Origin of the sequence: Enterococcus sp. DIV0840 (assembly GCF_050527835.1) — a bacterium.
In the GTDB taxonomy this organism is placed as follows: domain Bacteria; phylum Bacillota; class Bacilli; order Lactobacillales; family Enterococcaceae; genus Enterococcus_L; species Enterococcus_L ureasiticus.
In genome coordinates this window covers 3,127,541-3,149,664 of sequence record NZ_CP172876.1, presented here as the reverse complement: position 1 = coordinate 3,149,664, position 22,124 = coordinate 3,127,541, and the positions used below count along the sequence as shown (strand labels likewise).

Annotated in this window: 18 protein-coding genes; 12 read left to right on the top strand and 6 right to left on the bottom strand. The window is 37.2% G+C overall.

All coding sequences use genetic code 11. The annotated features are described in order from the left end of the window. Positions 1 to 24: 24 nt before the first annotated feature. The 3 genes from IGL98_RS15090 to IGL98_RS15080 are packed head-to-tail and all read right to left on the bottom strand — an operon-like array spanning position 25 to position 4,203. Entirely contained in the window at positions 25 to 2,193 is a 2,169-nt protein-coding gene (locus IGL98_RS15090) for a DUF4129 domain-containing transglutaminase family protein (RefSeq protein ID WP_206911374.1), read from the bottom strand. Beyond that, a complete protein-coding gene (locus tag IGL98_RS15085) occupies positions 2,183 to 3,259 on the bottom strand; it encodes a DUF58 domain-containing protein (RefSeq protein ID WP_206846704.1) in 1,077 nt (358 codons plus the stop codon). Before IGL98_RS15085 ends, IGL98_RS15090 begins: the two co-directional genes overlap by 11 nt. 2 nt (positions 3,260 to 3,261) lie before the next feature. After that, positions 3,262 to 4,203, bottom strand: coding sequence for an AAA family ATPase (locus tag IGL98_RS15080; RefSeq protein ID WP_206846706.1), 942 nt, complete (start codon positions 4,201 to 4,203; stop codon positions 3,262 to 3,264). A gap of 279 nt (positions 4,204 to 4,482) precedes the next feature. Between IGL98_RS15080 and IGL98_RS15075 the strand changes: the two genes are divergently transcribed. Next, the gene (locus tag IGL98_RS15075) at positions 4,483 to 5,532 is read left to right on the top strand and encodes a zinc-binding alcohol dehydrogenase family protein (protein ID WP_206846708.1); all 1,050 of its coding nucleotides are present in this window, start codon (positions 4,483 to 4,485) and stop codon (positions 5,530 to 5,532) included. 109 nt (positions 5,533 to 5,641) lie between these two features. On the opposite strand, the gene IGL98_RS15070 is transcribed toward IGL98_RS15075, so the two are convergent. Next, on the bottom strand, positions 5,642 to 7,615 hold the full coding sequence (locus tag IGL98_RS15070; protein WP_206911375.1) for a MucBP domain-containing protein: 1,974 nt from the start codon (positions 7,613 to 7,615) through the stop codon (positions 5,642 to 5,644). A 325-nt stretch (positions 7,616 to 7,940) separates the two neighbouring features. Between IGL98_RS15070 and queG the strand changes: the two genes are divergently transcribed. After that, complete coding sequence (gene queG / locus IGL98_RS15065; RefSeq protein WP_206911376.1) at positions 7,941 to 9,086, top strand: tRNA epoxyqueuosine(34) reductase QueG; 1,146 nt, start codon at positions 7,941 to 7,943, stop codon at positions 9,084 to 9,086. Positions 9,087 to 9,138: 52 nt separating this feature from the next. Here the strand turns inward: queG and IGL98_RS15060 are convergent, their stop codons facing one another. Then, complete coding sequence (locus IGL98_RS15060) at positions 9,139 to 9,438, bottom strand: hypothetical protein (protein ID WP_206846711.1); 300 nt, start codon at positions 9,436 to 9,438, stop codon at positions 9,139 to 9,141. A gap of 229 nt (positions 9,439 to 9,667) precedes the next feature. Here IGL98_RS15060 and IGL98_RS15055 point away from each other — a divergent pair, with 229 nt between their 5' ends. From IGL98_RS15055 to IGL98_RS15045, 3 genes are read left to right on the top strand one after another with little or no spacing between them, the layout of a single operon-like run. Continuing rightward, positions 9,668 to 10,372, top strand: coding sequence for an NAD-dependent protein deacylase (locus IGL98_RS15055; protein ID WP_206846712.1), 705 nt, complete (start codon positions 9,668 to 9,670; stop codon positions 10,370 to 10,372). A 12-nt stretch (positions 10,373 to 10,384) separates the two neighbouring features. Continuing rightward, a complete protein-coding gene (locus IGL98_RS15050; RefSeq protein ID WP_206846713.1) occupies positions 10,385 to 11,224 on the top strand; it encodes a chorismate mutase in 840 nt (279 codons plus the stop codon). A gap of 21 nt (positions 11,225 to 11,245) precedes the next feature. After that, entirely contained in the window at positions 11,246 to 11,764 is a 519-nt protein-coding gene (locus tag IGL98_RS15045; protein WP_206911377.1) for a transcription repressor NadR, read from the top strand. 172 nt (positions 11,765 to 11,936) lie between these two features. On the opposite strand, the gene IGL98_RS15040 is transcribed toward IGL98_RS15045, so the two are convergent. Further along, positions 11,937 to 12,917 (bottom strand): L-lactate dehydrogenase, encoded by a 981-nt coding sequence (locus tag IGL98_RS15040; RefSeq protein WP_206846716.1) that lies wholly within the window; start codon positions 12,915 to 12,917, stop codon positions 11,937 to 11,939. A 347-nt stretch (positions 12,918 to 13,264) separates the two neighbouring features. Here IGL98_RS15040 and pth point away from each other — a divergent pair, with 347 nt between their 5' ends. The 7 genes from pth (at position 13,265) to tilS (ending at position 22,066) form a co-directional block, all read left to right on the top strand. After that, positions 13,265 to 13,831, top strand: a complete 567-nt coding sequence (gene pth, locus IGL98_RS15035) for an aminoacyl-tRNA hydrolase (RefSeq protein ID WP_206846718.1) — start codon at positions 13,265 to 13,267, stop codon at positions 13,829 to 13,831. A gap of 33 nt (positions 13,832 to 13,864) precedes the next feature. Next, on the top strand, positions 13,865 to 17,398 hold the full coding sequence (gene mfd, locus IGL98_RS15030) for a transcription-repair coupling factor (RefSeq protein WP_206911378.1): 3,534 nt from the start codon (positions 13,865 to 13,867) through the stop codon (positions 17,396 to 17,398). A gap of 285 nt (positions 17,399 to 17,683) precedes the next feature. After that, positions 17,684 to 19,267 (top strand): putative polysaccharide biosynthesis protein, encoded by a 1,584-nt coding sequence (locus IGL98_RS15025; protein ID WP_206911379.1) that lies wholly within the window; start codon positions 17,684 to 17,686, stop codon positions 19,265 to 19,267. Between the two features lie 5 nt (positions 19,268 to 19,272). Next, on the top strand, positions 19,273 to 19,548 hold the full coding sequence (locus IGL98_RS15020) for an RNA-binding S4 domain-containing protein (protein ID WP_069647547.1): 276 nt from the start codon (positions 19,273 to 19,275) through the stop codon (positions 19,546 to 19,548). 62 nt (positions 19,549 to 19,610) lie between these two features. Then, the gene (locus tag IGL98_RS15015; protein WP_206846721.1) at positions 19,611 to 20,072 is read left to right on the top strand and encodes an FtsB family cell division protein; all 462 of its coding nucleotides are present in this window, start codon (positions 19,611 to 19,613) and stop codon (positions 20,070 to 20,072) included. Between the two features lie 43 nt (positions 20,073 to 20,115). Beyond that, on the top strand, positions 20,116 to 20,589 hold the full coding sequence (locus IGL98_RS15010; RefSeq protein ID WP_206846722.1) for a S1 domain-containing RNA-binding protein: 474 nt from the start codon (positions 20,116 to 20,118) through the stop codon (positions 20,587 to 20,589). 94 nt (positions 20,590 to 20,683) lie between these two features. Further along, positions 20,684 to 22,066, top strand: coding sequence for a tRNA lysidine(34) synthetase TilS (tilS, locus tag IGL98_RS15005; RefSeq protein WP_206846723.1), 1,383 nt, complete (start codon positions 20,684 to 20,686; stop codon positions 22,064 to 22,066). The last annotated feature ends 58 nt before the right edge of the window (positions 22,067 to 22,124 follow it).

Here is a 22,124-nt window from a genome sequence, read left to right as displayed (position 1 = left end):
TGATTTTAGACATTGATTGTTTTTTTAACGTTCCTTCTTCAAATCTGTCAATAATCGTGCCGTATGCCTCAATAATCCAGCATAATCAGCTACTTTAGGTTTTACACCACCATACAAAGTTTGCTCATACAATTCCGTCAGCTGAATAAAACTACCGTGAAGCTGCGAATACGTACGCTCAAATCGTTTCGCATAAATAATTAAGGGTTCATCGGCTTGGCGAGACAAAATATGTTCTGCTTTGCGTAGTAGTATAGTATAAGCATTGCTAAACTTGTGAGGATATACTTTAAGATACAGGCCAAAACGCAGTAAGAAAAAGTATTTTTTCAAAAAGAAACTGCAGATCCCAAGTAAAACGATCAGTAAAACCAGTACGATATTACGTAAAACTGGCACCCATTTAGTCAATGCAGAGTCCTGTGCATGTTCTTTAGTTGAGCTTTCTGTACTGTTGGACGTAATTTCTGTTGTTTCGTTTGTTTCAGTAGGAGTACTTGTTTCAGCACTGCTGTTTGTAGTTGTGCTTTCGGGCGTAGTGTTGCTAGTAACTGTAGGCTGACTAACATTATTCGTAAAACTAGGCGTCGGTTCAAATGGAATCCAACCATACCCTTCGAAATAAACTTCCGGCCAAGAGTGAGCATCGCTATTTCTAATGGTATATTCTTGATACTCGGAGTTGCTGCTACTCAGAATTTCACCAGGAGCAAATCCTTTTGCCCAACGACTAGAAATACCGATCGAACGAAGTAAAATGATCATTGAACTGGAGAAATTATCACAATAGCCAACCTTCGACTCAAAAAGAAAATAATCAACGTAATCTTCATTTTGTGGAGTAAAAGGAGTATCCGTTTTTGAGTAGCGATAATCGCCCTCTTCTTTTAGATAGTGTTCGATTGTTTTGACCTTACCGTAAAGGGTTTCCTGATTTTCCGTTAATGAAAGAGCTAATTCCCGAATACGTTTTGGGGTAGTCATAGGGACTTGTGTCATTTGCACATCTTGAGAAAATTGATAAGGAACCTGTTTTAGGACTTCTGGTGTAAAACTAGGTTTTTGCCACGCAAGCTTGATAGTATCTGGTGCAGCCAAAAGATTGATGCGCTGTTTATCTTTGAGTTGCTCTGTTTGCCCAATCTCGCTAAGTGGCACTGAGACACGTCCATAAGGATAAGGTAAATATTCTTTTTGATAGTTGAATGATAACGTAATCGTAGTTTCGATATCCGTTGTATCCTGATATTCTGGATTTGTTGAAATGGTCAGTAGTGGCTCATTAGAAACAGAAACAGCTTCTGACGTATTTTTCCAGCCCTTTCCAGTAAAATAATTCTTTGTCTCTACACGCCAATAATGTTCGCTTGTTTGTTTCGCTGTAAAAAGAATCAGTTGATCATCTGACATGGGTCCACCTAATTGGTCATCGTTATCACTAAAACCAGCTTTGGAAGGACCATTCGAGCCGTAGCCTTCAATTTGCCGATAAATCCCTTGACGATTCATATAACTACGAATGCTTGCGGTCTGAGTAATTAAAAAATTCTGCGATTGAGGAAATACAATAGGGAAAAAATAAGAACCTCCTGCAATCAAAAACAAAACAAACCCACTTAATAGGAACAATCTCCTTTTTTCTTTTCCAGCTAAAGCTAGTGAAGACTGTTTCAATCCATAAAAAAGAATAGCAAAAATTGTGATCAAAATTACCTGAACACCTAAATTTAAATGATTAAAAACTGACAACATAAGCAAGTAACCAATAAGCAACAAACAACCGAGTGTCCAACGTTCGTAACGAATAAAAAGAACACTTAATAGAAGCAACAAAAATAAAATAATAGACAAAGCAAAAAAATCAGGTAGATAATTGGTTTCACCACTAAGCATTTTCGGATAGGTATGTAGCATTTTCTGTAAAAAACTGCCAAACCAAGTAAAACCAAACAGCTTACCCAATGGAAAATAATAATAGAGCGTAAATAAGTAACTAAGAATATAAAACGGAAAAAGAATCAGTTGATTCTTGATGAGCAAGTTCATAAAACAAACGAATGCGAGCATACCAATAAAAAACAATGTATTCGCTGGGGCCAAATCATAGACTTTTAAAAAAGGCAGACTAGCCGTTGTTAGTATAAAAAAGCTTAGAAGTGCAAAGGGCCATTTTTCTTTTATTCTACTTCTCAAGAATAGGACCTCCTTTATGGATAGCACTGACTTGATCTTCCCGCTGTAGACATAGCGCTCCATCAAGAAATGTGATCAGATAGATGTCGTTTCTCTTCTTTAAATCATTTAGTTGTTCAGACAGTTGAGTGGTTTTACTTGGAGCAAAAACCACTAATTTTTTATTTGAAAAAGCGGGTAAACGACATTCTTTTGCCAAGGGAGATGCCGTTGCTAGTGTATATTCCTTTGGCGTAGAATCGGGAATCTCAGCAAGAATCGTTTGCTGCAAAGTCCGTTTAGTTTCAACCAAACGGATAAATGAATAGTAAATGGAAAGAAGCTCTTCAAAGTTTTTATGAGACAAACCATAAAATACGAAATGTGTCTCTGCTTCTGCTTCGTGCTCATATTCTTTAATGATCAACTCATTTCTTTTACCAGATTGCTTCCAGTCGACAGAATTTAACGAATCTCCTACCTGATATTTACGGAAATTACGAATCGAGAATGTCTGATTCCCTAAAGGAAAAATGAAATTCGGCATAGATTTCAGTAATTGTTGGTAAATCTGTTCCGCCAAATCCAATTGTAGTGTGGGCATGATTACAATTGGTCCTGATAATGCTAGTTCCGACTGTTTAGAGAACAGTCGAAACAAATCAGAACCAGTTAGTACAAATGAGAGCTGGTGAAAAATTCCTCTTTGTGTAGGAGTCCATTCAAACGTCAGTTCCTTTTTCTGCCCTGAATAAAGTGTTACGTATTGTTTTTTGACAAATGAATTATTTTTGAGATTAATCATCAGCATGGGCAGTCTCAGTAAAGTTGGACGATAACGAAACATTTCCAGTTTGATGTTATTCGGGCGGTTTGCTTCATAAATTATGCTTTCGATTAATCGAATCTGGATTTTTCTTAAGGATGGAATCATTGTGAGAAAATCGAATAACAATAAAAATGTCAAAAAGAAGAAGAATAGCCAACCTGTTGAAGTATTAAAAATGATCGTATACATAAAAACAGCAACATAAAAAATAGAAATACCTAGAGTTCTTATAAGGTTAGTGATCATGTATCGTTTCATCACTATTTCCTGACCGGAACAGGCACTCGTCTGAGAATTTGACCAAAAATTTCTTGTAGCTGTTCGAACGATGCCGTATGTCCGTCTTTTAATAATAACCGATGACCAAATGTTGCTGGTAAAATCTGCTGTAGATCACCAGGTGTGACATAATTTCTTCCTTCAGTCAAAGCGAAAGCTTTAGCTGCTCGAATAAAAGCAACCGATCCGCGTGGACTGATGCCAAGAGCAATTCCACCATGATTACGAGTCGCGTGAACCAATTGCAACGCATATTTAGCAACTGCTGAATCAACATAAATATCTTCAACAATTCTTTTTAATTGAGTGATTTCAGAGGCGTCTAAGACTTGTTGTACTGTATTCAATTCGTGGCCTGTTTGATTCAATATCAAGTTTAGTTCATCTGAAAATTCAGGATAGCCGATATGAAGTTTAAATAAAAAACGATCCAGTTGAGCTTCTGGCAAAGGATAAGTTCCTTCATATTCTAGTGGATTTTGCGTAGCCAAGACAAAAAAGTGTTCATCTAATGAATAAGTTTGATTGTCGATCGTGACATGGTTTTCAGATAAGGCTTCTAATAAAGCAGCTTGAGTTCTAGGTGTGGTCCGATTAATTTCATCTGCTAATAAGACTGTTGTAAATACTGGCCCACGATGAAACTCAAACATTTGAGCAGTTGTATTATAGATAGAGACACCTAAAATATCACTAGGAAGTAGATCTGGTGTAAATTGAATTCTGTTAAATTTCCCATGAGTGGCTTTGGCCAAAGTTTTTACCATCATTGTTTTACCAACACCAGGAATATCTTCAAATAAAACATGTCCGCCTGCTAAGAAAGCGGTAACAGTTAGTTGGAGGACTTTGCGTTTTCCTAAGATCACTTTTTCCATTTCATCAATGAGCAAAGTGATTTTTCTGTGAGCTGATTCGATCATATTGTGTATTCTCCTTATTTTAAAAGCTGAATGGACTGGTTGCAAACCAATCAGCAAAGTTAGATAACGTATGTATTTATTTTATTGTATAGATAACAGTAGTCCAGTGCAAGATGTCATAAGAGTTTCTTAAGATAATGATAAAATCGATAAGACTGAAATTTCCCCTTATGGAATTATATTTATAGGGAAGAATGGATTCTACAAGACAAATAAATGTCAATCTTAAAAGAATGGGTTCATACTAATCATTAAAAAAGTAACAGGAGGCAAAAACAAATGGATGAAAATAAACGAATGAAGGTAGTCGGTTTTTTTGAAGGACTCCCTATTAAAAATGAAGCTAGTTTTATAGACGGATATAAGCAAATTCCGATTCCTGGTCCGCAAGATATTCTTGTAAAAGTCAAAGCTGTTTCCGTAAACCCCGTAGATACAAAATTAAGACAAACGACAAGAAAGCAAAATCAATTAAACGTTTTAGGATTTGATGGAGTCGGAGAAGTCGTTTCTGTGGGGAAAAACGTTAAAAAGTTTACTATAGGTGACCGTGTTTTTTATGCAGGGACAACAAAACGTGCAGGTAGCAATCAAGAATTTCAATTAGTAAACGAGGAAATCGCAGCTTTAGCGCCTAGCAATTTAAGCGATGAAGAAGCAGTCTCTTTACCTTTAACATCATTGACAGCCTATGAATTATTGTTTGAAAAATTCGGTTTGATTCCCAAAAAAAATGCCAATCAAGGGAAAACAATTTTAGTGATCAATGGAGCAGGCGGCGTAGGATCAATTTTAAATCAACTTGCTCATTGGACAGGGATGACCGTTTTTGCTACAGCTAGTCAAGCAAACTTTGATTGGTTAAAAACAATCGGCGTAGATCATCCTCTTGATTACCATCATGATCTTAAACATGACTTAGCAAAAACAGGTACGCACACAGTTGACTATGCTGCGGTTTTATTCAATATTATGCCGTATTTTGATACAGTAGCGGATCTGATCAATCCCTTTGGGCATATCGGGACGATCGTTGGTTTGGATGAAAAACTAGATATCAGCTACCTGAAAAATAAGTCTGTTAGCTTTGATTGGGAGTATATGTTTGCGAAAACTGATTTCGATTATCGAATCGAAACCCAAGGAGAAGCACTCGCCGTAATCAGTCATCTTGCAGAAACTGGGAAAATAGTAGCGACTGTGGGAAAAACATATTCAAGTGGAATCAATGCAGCTAATTTAAAAAAAGCCACAGCAGATATCGAAGGCGGGCATATGAGAGGAAAAGTTGTTGTCAGTGGTCCGTTTAACGGAGTGCCGGAAAGGTAAGAATAGTTGAAAGCATCTTTAAGTTCATCAGAACAATCAAAAAACACAAGAGCAAAGCAAAAGCGTTTTATCACTTTCGTCTACTCTTGCGTTTTTGATTACAAAGCGTTTATTTTTCTTGTTTTACTTTTTTTAATACATACTGATAGTTAACGAATCCAATAATAACAAGACCGAGGACTAACCAAGCATAGTTTGATTGTTCACCAGTATCAGGAAGTTTCTTTTTAGCGGAAGCATTTGAACTCGTGCCTGTTTTTGGTGTTTGGCTGTTATTGCTAGAAGAATTAGTTACTTGATCAGCAGAATCTTTTGTTCCTGTATTATTTGTTGTTTTTTCAGTACTAGAAGTAGTCGAATTGGTCGTTTCAGAAGAATCAGTAGATGTAGTAGGATCTGTTTTATCTTCATCTTCGGTATAAATATAAGTTACTTCTTGATCTTCTTCAGCAAATGTACCTGTTGTTTTGCCTTTGACTTCTTTAAACGTGTAGCCTTTGAATTCGAGTTGCTCTGTTGTAAAGGGTTTTCCAATTGTATCAGTTTGCGGTACCTTTTTAATCACCTTGTCGTTTGTATCAACATAATAAGCAGTCACTTTACCTTTAATTTCAATGATCGGTACAGATTTCGTTTTGTACACAAATGTTACAGTTTGTTCTTGATCAGTGAAGTTGCCAGATGCATTATTAGGCAGTTGTGTTAGCTCATAATCGGGAATGTCTGGAGCCGTGATATTGAAAGCTTGCCCAACTAAACCTGAACGAGTTTCGGTAGGTAGTAATTTATTACCATCAGTATCTTGATAGTGAATCGTCACGGGTTCGCCGTCATTAAGGACATTGAATTGGTGCAAATAAGTCCCTGATGATATAGCATAAAAAGCAAAGCCTGGTGGTTGAGCGTATGATCCAGCCGGATTATTTAAACGAGCATTATATTCAAAGGTAGAGAGATTTGCAAATTCATCCTCTGTTACGCCGGCAATCGTGATTCCTTGATCTGTGATTTGTAAACGACTTGCAGGTAATTGTGTCCCGTTAAAATCAAGATAGGTATTGCTGGCAGAATTCGATGTTGTAAATGGTGGAACATAACCATCAAAGTTTGTCAGCCTGTTTGGCATCATTGAAAACGGTATGAATAACGTTTCTTGGTCAAAATCATACTCTAGGGAAGAACGACCGATTGTAGTGGGTAGATCATTTCGTCCTGTATTTTGTCCAAATGCGGCTAGATCGTTAAGAACAGGGAACTCTTTGATTACTGTGAAATCTGTGATTCCGCAAAACTGGACAGAAAGTGATTTTAGATTAGGAAGAGCTTTAAAAGGTGCAATGGTCGTAATGTTCATATTTGAATCCATGTAAATCCTTGTTAAGGATGTTAATTGAGCAATTTTAGGTAAGATTGTGTCATCGATACTTGTTGAACCTAAACTCAGATTTGTAATGCCAATATTTTTACTTAAATCAGGAAAGTTAGTACTGGTTAAACTTTTTGTTTGAAGCGTAACATAGGTTAAAGAAGTTAGTTGCTCTAACGGACTAAAATCAGTTATATTATTTGTTGTATTCATATAAATAGAATTTAGATTTGTTGCATGCTCTAATCCTGAAAGAGAGCTGATTTGAGCAGAATTAAGAGAAAGATTCGTTAGACGATCCATGTCTGCTTGTGTCAACTCGCTATCAGCAGGTAAGCCTAGCGTCGATAAAATCGTTTGTTTTAAAATCGGATCTGCAATAGTAATAGTATCAGCTCTCGGAGCAATCATAGCGGCAGGTGCATCTTCAGTAGTGGTATCTGTCGTTGAAATCGGTGTTTCATTTTCAGTTGAAGTACTTATTGCTGTACTCTCTTGTGGGACAGAACTTTCAAGCGAGCTAGAAGATTCAAGTGTTGTTTCTGACATTTCGGTGCTTTCTTGTGTTTGAGAAGGAGTCGTTTGCTCAGTTGCGAGCGTATTATCTTCGGCAAAAACAAAGGATGAAGATAGAATAGTCGGTGCTAATAGAGCAAGTAACATGACTGCGTGGATCGTTGTTTTCTTATGTAGTGGTACGATGGTTTGATTTTTCATATGTAGTCCCTCCGTGGTTCATAATAAAGTGTGTGATGATGATAAAAGAATATTATCACAAATCATTTTATCATAAAAATGTGAATAAATTTCAATTATATTTTAAAAAAATGAATATTTTTGTTAAAAAACGTTTGTTTTTATTGGAAAAATGACATTTTTTAATATTTTTATAATAAAAAATCGTTATTTTAGAGTTGAAAGCAAAAAGATGACAAGTTTTTAATAGGTAGATTATAATAAAATGAATTATTGGAAAGCGAAGCGGCTATTTTAAGACGAAGCTGAACAAGTTTATTCAGCTTTTAAAATAAGGAGTATACAGATGACATTAAAACAAAAAATTATAGAAGAAAGTAAACGTTTAGGAATCGATAAGATAGGTTTTGCTTCAGCTGAACCGTTTTATGATTTAGAGGATTCGTTGAAAGAACAAAGAGAGCTTGGTTATAACTCAGGTTTTGAGCATCAAGTGATCGAAGAACGGATTTATCCTGAAAAAACATTTGAAAATCCTAAAACGATTATTTCTATTGCATTGGCCTATCCAACGAAAATCGAAGGGAAAGTACCGAGAGATGAAAAACGCGGGATGTTTGCCAGAGCTTCATGGGGAATCGATTATCATGATGTTTTACGCGATCGATTATCAAAATTGATCGATTTTATTCACTCACAAGCCCAAAGCTTAGAGGAAACTGGTGAATGGCGTTTTGCCCCTCAAGTTGATACTGGAGAATTGGTTGATGTAGCAGTTGCCCAACGTGCAGGATTAGGGTTTATCGGAAGAAACGGCTTGTTGATCACAGAAGAGTTTGGTTCGTTTGTTTATTTAGGAGAAATCGTAACCAACATCGATTTTGAAGTAGATGAACCTGTACCTTTTGGTTGTGGAGATTGTACTCGTTGCGTTACGGCTTGTCCTACGCAAGCACTTTTAGGTAATGGCAGTATGAATGCTAAAAAATGTTTATCCTATCAAACACAAACCAAAGATATGATGCCAGAAGAATACCGGAGAAAAATGCATAACGTAATCTATGGCTGTGATATTTGTCAGTTGGTCTGTCCTTATAACAGAGGAAAAGATTTTCATTTTCATAAAGAAATGGAACCTGAGGTGGATACTGTTTACCCTAAGCTAAAGCCGATGTTGAGTATGTCAAACAAAGAATTTAAAACGCAATTCGGACATTTGTCGGGTTCTTGGCGGGGAAAAAAACCATTGCAAAGAAATGCATTGATTGCATTAGCGAATTTGGGTGACCGTAGTGCACTGCCAGAAATTTTAGTTTGTGCAAAAGAGGATGTTCGTCCTGTAATCAGAGGAACAGCTGCTTGGGCGATCGGTAAATTAGGAAATAAAGAAGCAGAAAAATGGATCGATGTTTTAACTGAGTTGTTGGAAGTAGAGCCAGAAACAGAAGTGCTTGAGGAAATACAGAATGCAATCAAACAATTGAAAAAATAATAAAGAAAAAGCGCTGAAAAGAACATCTCTTCAGTGCTTTTTGATATTAAAATTAAGCTTTAGCAGCTTCTTTAGGTTCGCGGCCTAAAATAGCTTGTAAGACGGTTAAGACACCATATGAAGCTAAAATTGTGTAAATCAAGCTAGAGTATGTTGAAATATCAAAATCCCACGTTTTGTAAATAACTAAAACAATTGCTAAAACAATAGCTGCAAGAACATTCAAGAATGCGAACGCCCATAGATTTCCGTTTTCTTTACGTGAAAGATAATAGATCGAAAACCATAAACTTAATACGCCCCAAGCGATGCAGACCAAAATAGCTGCCCAATAAATAATAAATGCTACCACGAAGTTTCACCTCACTTTTATACATTAAGTATTCTATCACGTTCTCTTTTGTTTGTCATGAAAAGACAGTGAAAAACCTAACATTCTTAAAAGCTTCTCACTTGTTTTTGGCCGTTTGTAAGTAGCATTTCAATTGAGTAGAATAAAGTATTTCTTTTTTATTTGATGCGAATATTTTTTCTCTCTGCTCCTCATATACGCTATAATGGACCTAATGGGAGATGAAAATATGCAAACGATTGATGAGAAAAAAGCCGTAAGCCTGATTGAGCAAGCCGGAAAGATCACATTCTTAACTGGCGCTGGCGTTTCGACCGCTTCAGGTGTGCCTGATTATCGCTCGCTGTCTGGAATATATCATGGCATCGAACGCCCAGAATATTTGCTAAGTCATTCTTGTATGCTTGAAGAACCAGAGAAATTTTATTCATTTGTGCAAACTTTATATCATCCACAGGCAAAACCGAATAGTATCCATTTGAAAATGGCAGAATTGGAAAAAATAAAAGACACATGGGTCATTTCACAAAATATAGACGGGCTTCATGCAGCAGCAGGAACACAACGCTTAGTTAATTTTCATGGGGATTTGTATGATTGCTATTGCAGAAAGTGTGGACAAAAAGTTTTAGCGAAGACGTATTTACTATCTGATCGTCATGATCAATGCGGTGGTCAAATCCGTCCAAATATCGTATTGTATGAAGAAGGTTTAGACGAACAAGCGATTGCGGTATCGATTGAAGCCGTTGCTAAAGCGGAACTGATCGTTATTGTAGGCACTACTTTCCAAGTACATCCATTTTGTGACTTGATTCATTATGCAACAGATACCGCAAAAATCTTAGTGATCAACCAAACTGCGGTTCAATTAAATAGAGAGGCTTACTTTTTTAAACAAGATGCAGTGAAGGTCTTTGAAAATATTTTATAGAGGAGTTTTTTTATGGAAGAAATCAAATCAGAACGACAAAAGATGATCGATGGCGAACTTTATTTTGCAGGTGACCCAGAACTCGCCACAGCCCGCAAATTTGCGAGAGAACAAATGAAGTTGATCAACAAAGAAGAAGATAGTCAAATTCGCCGTCAATTAGTAGAAGAAACATTCGGAACAGTAGGAACAGGTAGTTACATTGAACCGTCGATTAGCTTTGATTACGGATTTAATATTCATGTAGGGAAAAATTTCTATGCTAATTTTAACAGTATTTTTCTAGATATATGTCCGATTACGATCGGTGATAACTGTATGTTCGGACCAAACGCTCAATTATATGCAGCAACGCATCCGTTACATCCCGTTAAACGAAATAGCGGTTTGGAATACGGTAAGCCTATTACCATCGGTGATAATGTTTGGCTGGGTGGTGGTGTTGTAATCACGCCGGGTGTGACTTTAGGAAATAATGTCGTGGTAGCAGCAGGTTCGGTTGTCACAAAATCATTTCCGGACAATTGTGTGATCGGCGGAAATCCTGCGAAAATCATCAAGGAAATAGAACTAGATGAAAAACGGTCACCACTCACGATTCAGCGCGATAAAATCAATGCGCTAGACAAACAAATTGTTGCTTTATTAGAAGAGCGCATGGATGTAGTTGAAGCAATCGCTACAATCAAAAAAACATCAGAACAGCCAATATTAGATATTTCAAGAGAGCAAGAAGTTCTAGCAAAAATCGACACATATATTGAGAACGATCAATACAAAGAAACAATCAAAGAAACGTATCAAGGGATCATGGATGCTTCGAAACGATTCCAGCAAAAGCAAATGGATTAAGAGACAACAGGAGGAAATTGGATGGATGGTATTAAAAGACGAGAAGCAATTTTACTCGAATTAGAATCAGCAGATAAACCAATGAGTGCCAGTCGTTTTGCAAAAAAATTCAAAGTCAGCCGCCAAATCGTGGTTGGAGATGTAGCACTGTTAAGGGCCGCAGGTTATGAAATTATCGCAACAGCTAGAGGCTATTTGCTTGAGTCTGAAAAAGACAAACAAGGCGTTGTCCGAAAAATAGCTTGCCAGCATATGCCGGAGCAAACCGAAGACGAACTACTAACAATCGTTTCTCTAGGTGGCGAAGTGCTAGATGTGGTGGTCGAACATCCGATTTATGGTGAATTAACAGGAGGCCTGCATATTCACACGGAAAAAGAAGTGAAAGAGTTTGTTAAAGCCTATGAAAAAAGCAAGGCTTCGTTATTATCTGAGTTGACCGGTGGAATTCATTTGCATATGATTCGTTGTGAAAATGAAGACACCCTTAACCGTATCAAAGAAGCATTAGCACAAAAAGAAATTTTGTATAAAGGCTAATGGTAGAAGCCGGCTTTTTTCTCGCCATTTATTTTTGGTTTAAAGTGTGCAAAGAAAAAACAAATCATGTTAGAGTATTTACCAAGATAAGTAGAGAAAATAAAATAGATCCATAAAAAAGCTTTATCAGAAATCAAAATGACTTCTGATAAAGCTTTTCAACTGTCTTTTTTTAATTATCTTCTGCTTCAAATTTCTCAAAAGCAGATTTAATGACTTCCTTCAGTGCGTTAGCAGAAGCATTCATGCGATCCATTTCAGAATCTGTCAATGGAATTTCAATGACTTGTTTGATTCCTTGACGATTGATTACAGCAGGTGCGCCGATGTAAATATCATTTTGTCCATACTCGCCATCTAAATAAACAGATAGTGGGAAGACAGAATCTTCATCGTCTAAAATTGCTTTTGTAATTCGAGCTAAGGCAGCAGCGATTCCGTAGAATGTCGCACCTTTTTTCTCGATGATTGAATAAGCAGCATCTCTTACATTGAAGAATAAGTTGACCATTGCTTCCTCATCTACATCTGGGTTGTTTTTGACCCATTCATAAATTTGTAAGCCGGCAACGTTGGCATGAGACCAAACTGGAAATTCGGTATCTCCGTGTTCGCCTAAGATATAAGCATGGACATTACGAGCATCTACATCAACTAATTCAGCGATTGCTTGACGGAAACGAGCTGAGTCAAGAGATGTCCCAGAACCGATAACGCGTTCTTTTGGAAATCCTGAGAATTTCCATGTAGAATAAGTTAAAATATCAACTGGGTTAGCAGCGACTAAGAAAATGCCGTTAAAGCCAGAATCAACGATGGCAGTGACGATTTGTTTGTTGATCTTTAAGTTTTTATGAACTAAATCGATTCTTGTTTCACCAGGTTTTTGTGCAGCTCCGGCCGTCAATACGACAAGATCAGCATCATGACAATCGTCATAAGTGGCCGCATAAATCTTTTTAGGAGAAGTAAATGCTAATGCATGAGATAAATCAGCCGCATCTCCTTCGGTTTTCTTTGTATCTATATCAATAATACCAACTTCTTGAGCAATATTTTGAGTGACTAAGGCAAAAGCATAACTAGATCCGACAGCGCCATCTCCAACTAAAATTACTTTTTGGTGGTCTTTGTTCCCAACTGCTGCAGTCATGTGTATCATTCCTTTCAGATAATTGTTTTATCACAATGATAATACCACCGTTTGTGAGGTTTGTCACGTTTTTTGTTTATATAAATTAATACAGTTTTCAGGGGTGTTTCATAAGAAAACTCTTTCATGTGCGGTATTTCACTATTTGCGATTTTACTGAATTTTTTTATCTTTAAAGAATTAAATCAAGCTTATGGCTTTTTTAAGAATTTAAATGAGTCGGCAATCGTTTGTTTTATGGTATAATTATAAAAAACTGGGCAAGGGATTCTCCTGCCCAGATATTTTGTGTTGGAGAATGAATAAATGGTGGTAAAAGAGCACCTCTTTAAGGAGAATATAAATAGATGAAAATGATCGTCGGATTAGGTAATCCTGGAAGTAAATATCAAGAAACAAAACATAATATCGGGTTTATTACTGTAGATGAAATCGCTCACCGATACAATGCAACCTTTAATAGAAGTCAATTTGAAGCAGATATTGCTGAATTTTTTATAGGAACAGAAAAAATTATGTTGGTCAAACCACTTACGTTTATGAATGAGTCTGGCCGTTCAGTAGGTCCTTTAATGACCTATTATGGTGTAGAAGATGAGGACTTGATCGTTATTTATGATGATCTAGATTTGGAAATAGGTAAGATCCGTTTACGTGGAAAAGGTAGTGCTGGTGGCCATAATGGTATTAAGAGTTTGATTTCGCATTTAGGAACAAATGTGTTTCCAAGAATCAAGATTGGCATTGGTCGTCCTATTGGCAGTAACACAGTTGTCCATCATGTATTGACTGGTTTTCCTAAAGAAAAACATGAGGAGATTTTATTAGCAGTGAAAAGCGCAGTTGATGCCGCGATTTATGCATGTGAAGGACATACGTTTGTTGATACGATGAATCAATTTAATGGAAAATAAGCAAAATAGAACGTGTAGAAGGAGGAGCCCGTTTTGAACATCATTGAACGAATTGGTGCAAGTGAACTAGCCCGAGAGTGGCAAAAGCAACTAACAGGAAATACGCGCCAACTGATTACAGGTTTAGCCGGCTCTGCTAAAACATTGGTCATGACGAGTGGCTACAAAGAAAAAAACAAAAAAATCGTTGTAGCTGTTCCAAACCTTTATTATGGAAACCAGCTAGTTGAAGATTTTCGTAATATTTTATCAGATGAAGAAGTGTATATATTTCCTGTAGATGAAGTATTGTCTGCTGAAATGGCTTTTTCTTCACCAGAAGCTAGAGCAGAAAGAGTTGCGGCACTTAATTTTCTTTTAACAGATCAAGCGGGGATCATCGTTGTTCCTGTAGCAGGTCTAAGAAAATATTTGCCAAGTAAACAAACGTGGAAACAAGCACAGCTTTACTGGGAAATTGGCGGAGAAATTGAACTGGATACATTGGCACAGCAACTAGTTTTGATGGGCTATGAGCGCCAATCTTTAGTTGGCAAGCCTGGTGATTTTAGTATTCGGGGCAGTATTGTCGATGTCTATCCGTTAAATTATGAATATCCAGTCAGAGCAGAGTTATTCGATATTGAAATTGATTCTCTACGTTATTTTGAAGCAGATACCCAACGCTCTGTAGAAGCAATTGAATCTGTGATGCTTTCACCAATGACTGATCTTGTCTTTTCAAAAGAAGACTTGATTCATGGTGAAAAAGAATTGAGCAAAGCGTTAGAAAAAAGAGTAGCGATTGCTAAAGATACTGCTGAAAAAGACTTTCTTCAGGATTACTTTGGTCAGTTAGCGACCTCGTGGAGTCAAGGGATTCCTACAGACACAGCGCATTACTATACAGATCTTTTATATGAAACAAAAACAACGTTGCTGGATTATATCGGAGAAGAAAGTTTAGTCTTTGTGGATGATTATGCGCGGATTTTAGAAGCCGAACGTGAAATTATTCGTGAGGAAAATGAGTGGCAAGTGCTTAAATTAGAAGAAATGCGTGTTTTCCCAGAGCAAACATTTGGCTTGGAGTTTCATGAGCAAGTAAGGAAAATGACCTTTTCGACAACGTTCTTTTCATTATTCCAAAAAGGAATGGGCAATCTACGTTTTCAAGCAGTTCATAATTTTCAGTATCGTTCGATGCAACAGTTTTTCGGTCAAATGCCGTTACTAAAAACGGAAATGGATCGCTGGCAAAAACAAGATCAAACTGTTGTGGTTTTTGTACCAACGAAAGAACGTAGTCAAAAAGTCGAAGAGCTGTTTCGTGATTTTGATATTTCAAGTGTGACCGTTTCTGCTGATAAATTAATAGAAGGAAAAATTCAAATCGTTGAAGGTTCGTTGCAATCCGGGTTTGAATTACCTGTAGAAAAAATCGTAGCCATCACGGAAAAAGAAATTTTCCATACCACAACGAAAAAAAGAGCACGCCGCCAAACCGTTTCAAATGCAGAACGCTTAAAAAGTTATAGTGATCTAAAAAATGGGGATTATGTCGTTCATGCGAATCACGGTATCGGTAAGTATATTGGGATGCAAACACTAGAAGTTGATGGCGTTCACCAAGATTACATCACGATTTTATATCAAAATGATGATAAGCTATTTATTCCAGTCACGCAACTCAACCTGATCCAGAAGTTCGTAGCGTCTGAAGCAAAATCGCCTAAAGTTAACAAATTAGGCGGTAGTGAATGGAGCAAAACTAAGCGTAAAGTGTCTTCTAAAATCGAAGATATCGCAGACGATTTGATCCAACTTTACGCCTCAAGAGAATCTGAAAAAGGCTATGCTTTTCCGCCGGACGATGCTTACCAAAAAGAATTTGAAGATGCCTTTCCTTATAGTGAAACAGATGATCAGTTGCGTAGCACTGCTGAAATCAAACATGATATGGAAAAAACACGACCAATGGATCGATTGCTGGTCGGTGATGTGGGCTACGGAAAAACAGAAGTAGCGTTACGTGCTGCATTCAAAGCAATCAACAATAATAAACAAGTGGCTTTTTTAGTTCCGACAACGATTTTAGCACAGCAACATTACGAGACTATGTTGGACCGATTTGAAGGGTTTCCTGTCGAAGTAGGCTTGTTGAGTCGTTTTAGAACGAAAAAGCAACAAAGTGAAACAATCGAAAAAATCAAACATGGACAAGTGGATATCGTAGTTGGAACCCACCGTTTGCTTTCTCAAGATGTGAATTTTAGTGATCTTGGGTTGTTGGTAATTGATGAAGAACAACGTTTTGGTGTAAAACACAAAGAGCGTTTGAAACAATTACGAGCACAAGTAGACGTTTTAACACTGACTGCAACGCCGATCCCTAGAACATTGCATATGTCGATGCTTGGCGTACGTGATCTTTCAGTCATTGAAACACCGCCAGAAAATCGTTATCCTATCCAAACGTATGTCATGGAAAATAATCCAGGTGCAATCAGAGAAGCAATCGAAAGGGAAATGGCTCGCGATGGGCAAGTTTTTTATCTTTATAATCGAGTTGACACGATCGAGCAAAAAGTTGAAGAAATTCAAGCGCTGGTTCCGGATGCCAGAATTGCATACGCGCATGGCCAGATGACTGAAGTTCAATTAGAAAATACCTTATTTGACTTTATTGAACGGCAATACGATGTTTTAGTTACAACAACGATCATTGAGACAGGTGTTGATATTCCCAATGCCAATACCCTTTTTGTAGAAAATGCTGATTATATGGGCTTATCTACATTGTATCAATTACGTGGCCGGGTTGGTCGGAGTAACCGTGTCGCATATGCTTATTTCATGTATGAGCAACAGAAAATTTTAAATGAAGTCAGCGAAAAGCGTTTAGAAGCAATCAAAGATTTCACGGAACTAGGTTCTGGATTTAAAATTGCGATGCGTGATTTATCCATTCGTGGTGCTGGAAATCTATTAGGCGCGCAACAACATGGCTTTATCGACTCTGTCGGTTTTGATATGTACTCACAAATGCTTTCAGAAGCAGTTGCCCGCAAACAAGGGAAAAATATCCAAGACCAAAAAACATCTGTTGAGATCGACTTGGGTATCGATGCTTATTTACCAACGAGTTATATTTCAGATGAGCGTCAAAAAATTGAGATTTATAAACGAATTCGTCAGTTAGAAAATATGGATATGTATGATGAACTAGAAGCAGATCTGCTTGATCGATTTGGAGAATACCCAGATGAAGTGGCTCATTTATTAACGACAGGTCAAATCAAAATGGATGGTGACCGTGCCCTAGTTGAAACAATTCGTAAGAGAAAGCAGGAAATTACCTTTACTTTAAGTAAAATAGGTACGAAGACCTATAATGTCGAACAGATATTTGAGGCGCTATCTCAGACTCAATTAAAAGCGGATCTCGCTGTCGATAATGAAAAAATGTCCGTTCGTTTAAAAGTGCCTAAAGATATGAAAGAAGCTGCTTGGTTGCAGGAAGTAGCGTTGTTTACCACAGCATTGAGACAAGAAAAATATAAAACTACGGCTGTTGAGACAGAATAAAAAAGACGGGTTTATTCAGATTTTAAACTTATCTAGCTTCACGAGCTAACCTCTCGGAAAAAAGATAAAAATAGAGTGAGGTAAAAAGCACCTCAATCGATTTTTCCTATTTTTCAGTCGAGGTTAAACGAGCTCGTTACGCTTTTAAACTTATCTAGCTTCATGAGCTAGCTCTTCGGAAAAAAGATAAAATATGAATGAGGTAAAGAACACCTCGGTCCTATTTTCCTATTTTCTGTCAGAGCTGAACGAGCTCATTCAGCTTTTAAAATAGGAGGTCAACGAATGGCACATAAGGAAATGCGGTCAATGATGCAAGGTGCAGCTATTCTAACTATTGCATCGTTTATTGCCAAAGTGCTGAGTGCGGTTTACCGGGTGCCTTTTCAAAACTTAGTTGGTGATGAAGGGTTCTATGTTTACCAACAGGTTTATCCAATTTATGGTATTGCCATGACCTTAGCATTGTCGGGGCTGCCTCAGTTTATTTCGAAAGTCGTAGCAGAACAACCAGACATTAGTGAACAGAAAAAAGTTTTACAAAAACTCTTTCCCTTTGTCTTTATGATTGCTGTTTTATGTTGGGCGTTTTTCTTTTTGGGGAGTCATGAAATTGCCTTTATGATGGGAGATTATCGATTAGCCTCTTTGATTCAAGTTGTTTCTTTTACATTCTTATTAGTGCCGATCTTGTCATTTTATAGAGGGAATTTTCAAGGACACCTATTGATGGTTCCAAGTGCTGTTTCCCAAGTGATGGAGCAAATTGTCAGAGTGGGTGTGATTTTGGTTGCAGCCTACTCTTTTAGCCGCTTTGGCTGGTCTGTTTATCAGACGGGGACGATTGCAATGGGCGGAGCTTTGTTAGGTGGTCTTGTTGCTGCAGGAATCCTTTGGTATTACGATCGAAAAATTCGTGTAGGAAGTTCAGCTTATCTGACGCAATGGAAAGTTGAAAAAGGTTCCAGAAAGTTATTTGGACGTTTAATGATAGAAGGTGGGATCGTATCTTTATATAGTGCTTTTCTGATTTTCTTTCAATTAATTGATTCTTTTCTGGTTAAAAATTCCTTGGTTGCATCAGGAATTAGTGATTCTGCTGCTAAAATCGATAAAGGGGTCTATGATCGCGGTCAGCCTCTCGTTCAATTAGGCTTAGTTGTTGCATTAGCGTTAAGTTCAAGTTTTTTACCAGCGCTGACAAAATATTTCATGAGCCAAGAAAAGGGGCGGTTCTTGCAAGCGGCTAAAATATTTTTACGCTTGACAACAACCATTGCTGCAGCCGCTTCGATAGGTCTAACACTGTTATTGCCGTATATAAACTTTGCTTTATTTAAAGATTATAAGGGGAATGGTGTTCTAGGTGTATACGTTTGTTCGATTGCTTTTATGGCAGTAATTCAAGCCTACCAGAGTATTTTACAAAGCCGGAATCAATTTTTCACGTCGATATTTTCGGCTGGGATCGGTTTATTGGTCAAGCTGTTCTTAACAAGCTCTTTGACCTATACTTTTGGAACAATGGGTGCAAGTGTTTCAACAATCGCAGGCTTAGTGGCCACCTTATTTTTACTGATACTTTTTTCAAAAAAAGAGATCAATCGTTTTATTGTAGAAAATCATTTCTTTAGAAAATTAACGATTAGTTTAGGAACGATGGGATTTGTGTTACTCTGTTATCAAGGCGGTATTGCAATTTTATTAGGAGCTATCGAGCATCGTGGACAAGCGATGATCATTGCAATAATAGGTGTTTTAATTGGCGGGGCAACATTTATTTTTATTATTATTAAAATACAGTTATTTACAATTCGGGAATGGTTGACATTACCGTTTGGAGCGAAAATACTAAGAATGAAGAGGTAAGGTTTATGCGTTTAGACAAATTTTTAAAAGTTTCACGTATTATTAAAAGAAGACCTGTAGCCAAAGAAGTTGCGGATAAGGGTCGGATTCAAATCAATGGTATCTTGGCGAAATCATCAAGTAACGTAAAAATCGGTGACCAAGTGAAGATCCAATTTGGTAATAAAATCTTAGAAATCGAAGTACTTGAACTTCGTGATTCGACGAAAAAAGAAGATGCAGAAAAGATGTATCAGATTGTTTCAGAGAAAAGAGTCGAAAATAGTGATAATTTAGATTAGACAAGCTTCTTAGATGTTGGTATAATAAGACAGACAAACCAAAAACGAGTGGAGCGTAAGACATGGGAAAAAAGAAAAAAGACATGGAGAAAGTTGCTGCATTAGATAATGAGTATACAAAAGAACAGTATGCCGAATTTCAAAAACAGCAAAAGCAGTTGATTTTCAGGCGCCGCCGTCTGGCAGTTGTTTTTCTCGTAGCGTTTGTGATTTTTATCGTTTCAGGTATCCAGCTAGTGAAAGACTATCAGCAACTGAGTGCTTTTAAAACACAGCAAGCTGAAGCTGTAGCTGAGTCGGCAGAAGCAGATAAGAAGTTAAATCGTTTAGAACAAGATGTTGCTCTTTTAAGAGATGACGATTACGTGGCGAAGTTGGCCCGCAGCCGTTATTATGTTTCTAAAGAAGGCGAACAAATCTACAACATTCCAGAGTTAGGCGGAACGACTAGCTCTAGTAATGAACAAAAATCATCAGATAGTCAATCACAGTCTCATTCATCTGAAAAACAATCAGGCGAATAACTGCAGATATAATAGGGTAAATAATAGGAGGAACATTTTTTTTATGTCAATTGAAGTAGGAGCGAAGTTGCCAGGAAAAGTGTCTGGCATCACGAATTTTGGTGCCTTCATCGATCTAGGTGAAGGAAAAACAGGGTTGGTTCACATTAGTGAAGTATCAAATGGGTTTGTAAAAGATATCCATGATGTATTGACCGTAGGGGATGAAGTGACGGTAAAAGTTACCTCAGTCGGTGATGACGGTAAAGTAGGCTTGTCTATTCGTAAAGCGCAAGAACAAGCTGCGGAACCAAAACGTGAATATCAACGTCGTGAGAACAATGGACATCAAGCAAGTCGTGACCGTGGAGCACGTCCAGCACCTAAAAAACAATTTACAAGAGCGCAACCTATGAATTCAAGTCAAGATTTTGATTCATTAATGACCTCATTTTTAAAAGATAGTGATGATCGTTTAACTTCATTGAAACGTAATACAGAAGGTAAACGTGGCGGGCGCGGCGGACGCCGTAACTAACCAATAAATAATTGAAGCTGAGCGAAAGCTCGGCTTTTATGTTTTTGGCATTTTTTTGATAAGTCTATAAACTATGGAACAAAGAGGTGAGTAGATGTTTCAAGAATTTTATGATCATTGTAAAAGAAATGAATATTGGCAGTCAAACCAAAAAATTCTATTGGCAGTTTCAGGTGGAGTCGATTCAATGATTTTGTTAGAATTGATGCAAATTGCTGCCCAAAAAGACCACTTGGAGTTGGTAGTAGCCCATATCGATCACCAGTTACGTATAGAATCAAAGGCGGAAGCAGACTATCTAAAAAGCTATTGTCTAAAAAAAGAAATTCCATACTATAGTAAAGTCTGGGAAGAATTAGACAAAACAAAAGATACAGAAGCTCGTGCTCGTAAGTTCCGCTATGATTTTTTTGCTGAAATTATGGAACAAGAAGAAATCTCTTTACTTTTGACGGCACACCACAGCGATGACCAAGCTGAGACGATTTTAATGAAGCTGACAAGAGGAAGTGCTCTACTAAATTTAGTAGGAATTAGAGCAAAACAGTCATTTGGGAACGGTGAGCTGATTCGTCCTTTCTTAATTTTTTCCAAAGAACGATTAGAACAGTTCGCTAAAGAGTCAGCAATTGTGTATTTTGAAGATAGCTCAAATCAGAGTAATACATATATGCGCAATCGTTTCAGGCATCAAGTTGTTCCACTCTTAAAAAAAGAGAATCCAAAATTTTTACAGCATATAGCAGATTTTAGCGAGCAAATCACGTTAGCTGACGAAATTATTCAGTTCGTTATAGAACCGAAGTATAACAAGTGGGTGACCGAAACAACAGATGGCTGGCTTGTCCAGCTAACTGAGTTGAAGCAAGAAAAAAGAAGTGTACAGACCTTTTTCTTAATGACCCTATTTCAACGTACGATTGTACCTATTGGTGTGGCAATCAGTCGAATGCAGATCGAGCAACTTTTGTTGTTATTGGATCAACCGGAGCCTCAATTGTCTATGGATTTTGAACAAGGTTGGCAAGCCGTGAAAGAATATAACACGTTTCGCCTTAAAAAAAACGAATTAGCTCATGAAAAACAATTGTTTCATTTAAATAGTAATGACCATATCTTTCTTTCGGAAAATGAATGGTTAGGGATAGAAACATCAGAAAAAAAAATCGTCCCTCCTGAAAAAATAAAAGATTGGTCAGAATTTTCTTTGCTTATAAGCGAACAAACGTTATTACCGTTAACGATCCGTCATCGAAAAGATGGAGATAGAATTTCGTTAACACCAAACCTAACCAAAAGATTAAATCGACTTTTTATTGACCAAAAAATCCCCAATTTAATCAGAGAACGAGCCTGGGTCATTCTTTCAGCTGACGATAAGATTATTTGGGTTCCAAAATTTGTAAATTCATATTTGAGTATTCCTAAAGAAACTGATAAAATACTCTACAGGCTCCTTTATAAAATAAAAGAGTAACACCTAAAAATTATTTTTATTCAAAGAAGCAAAATAACATAAAATAATAACTAAAGAC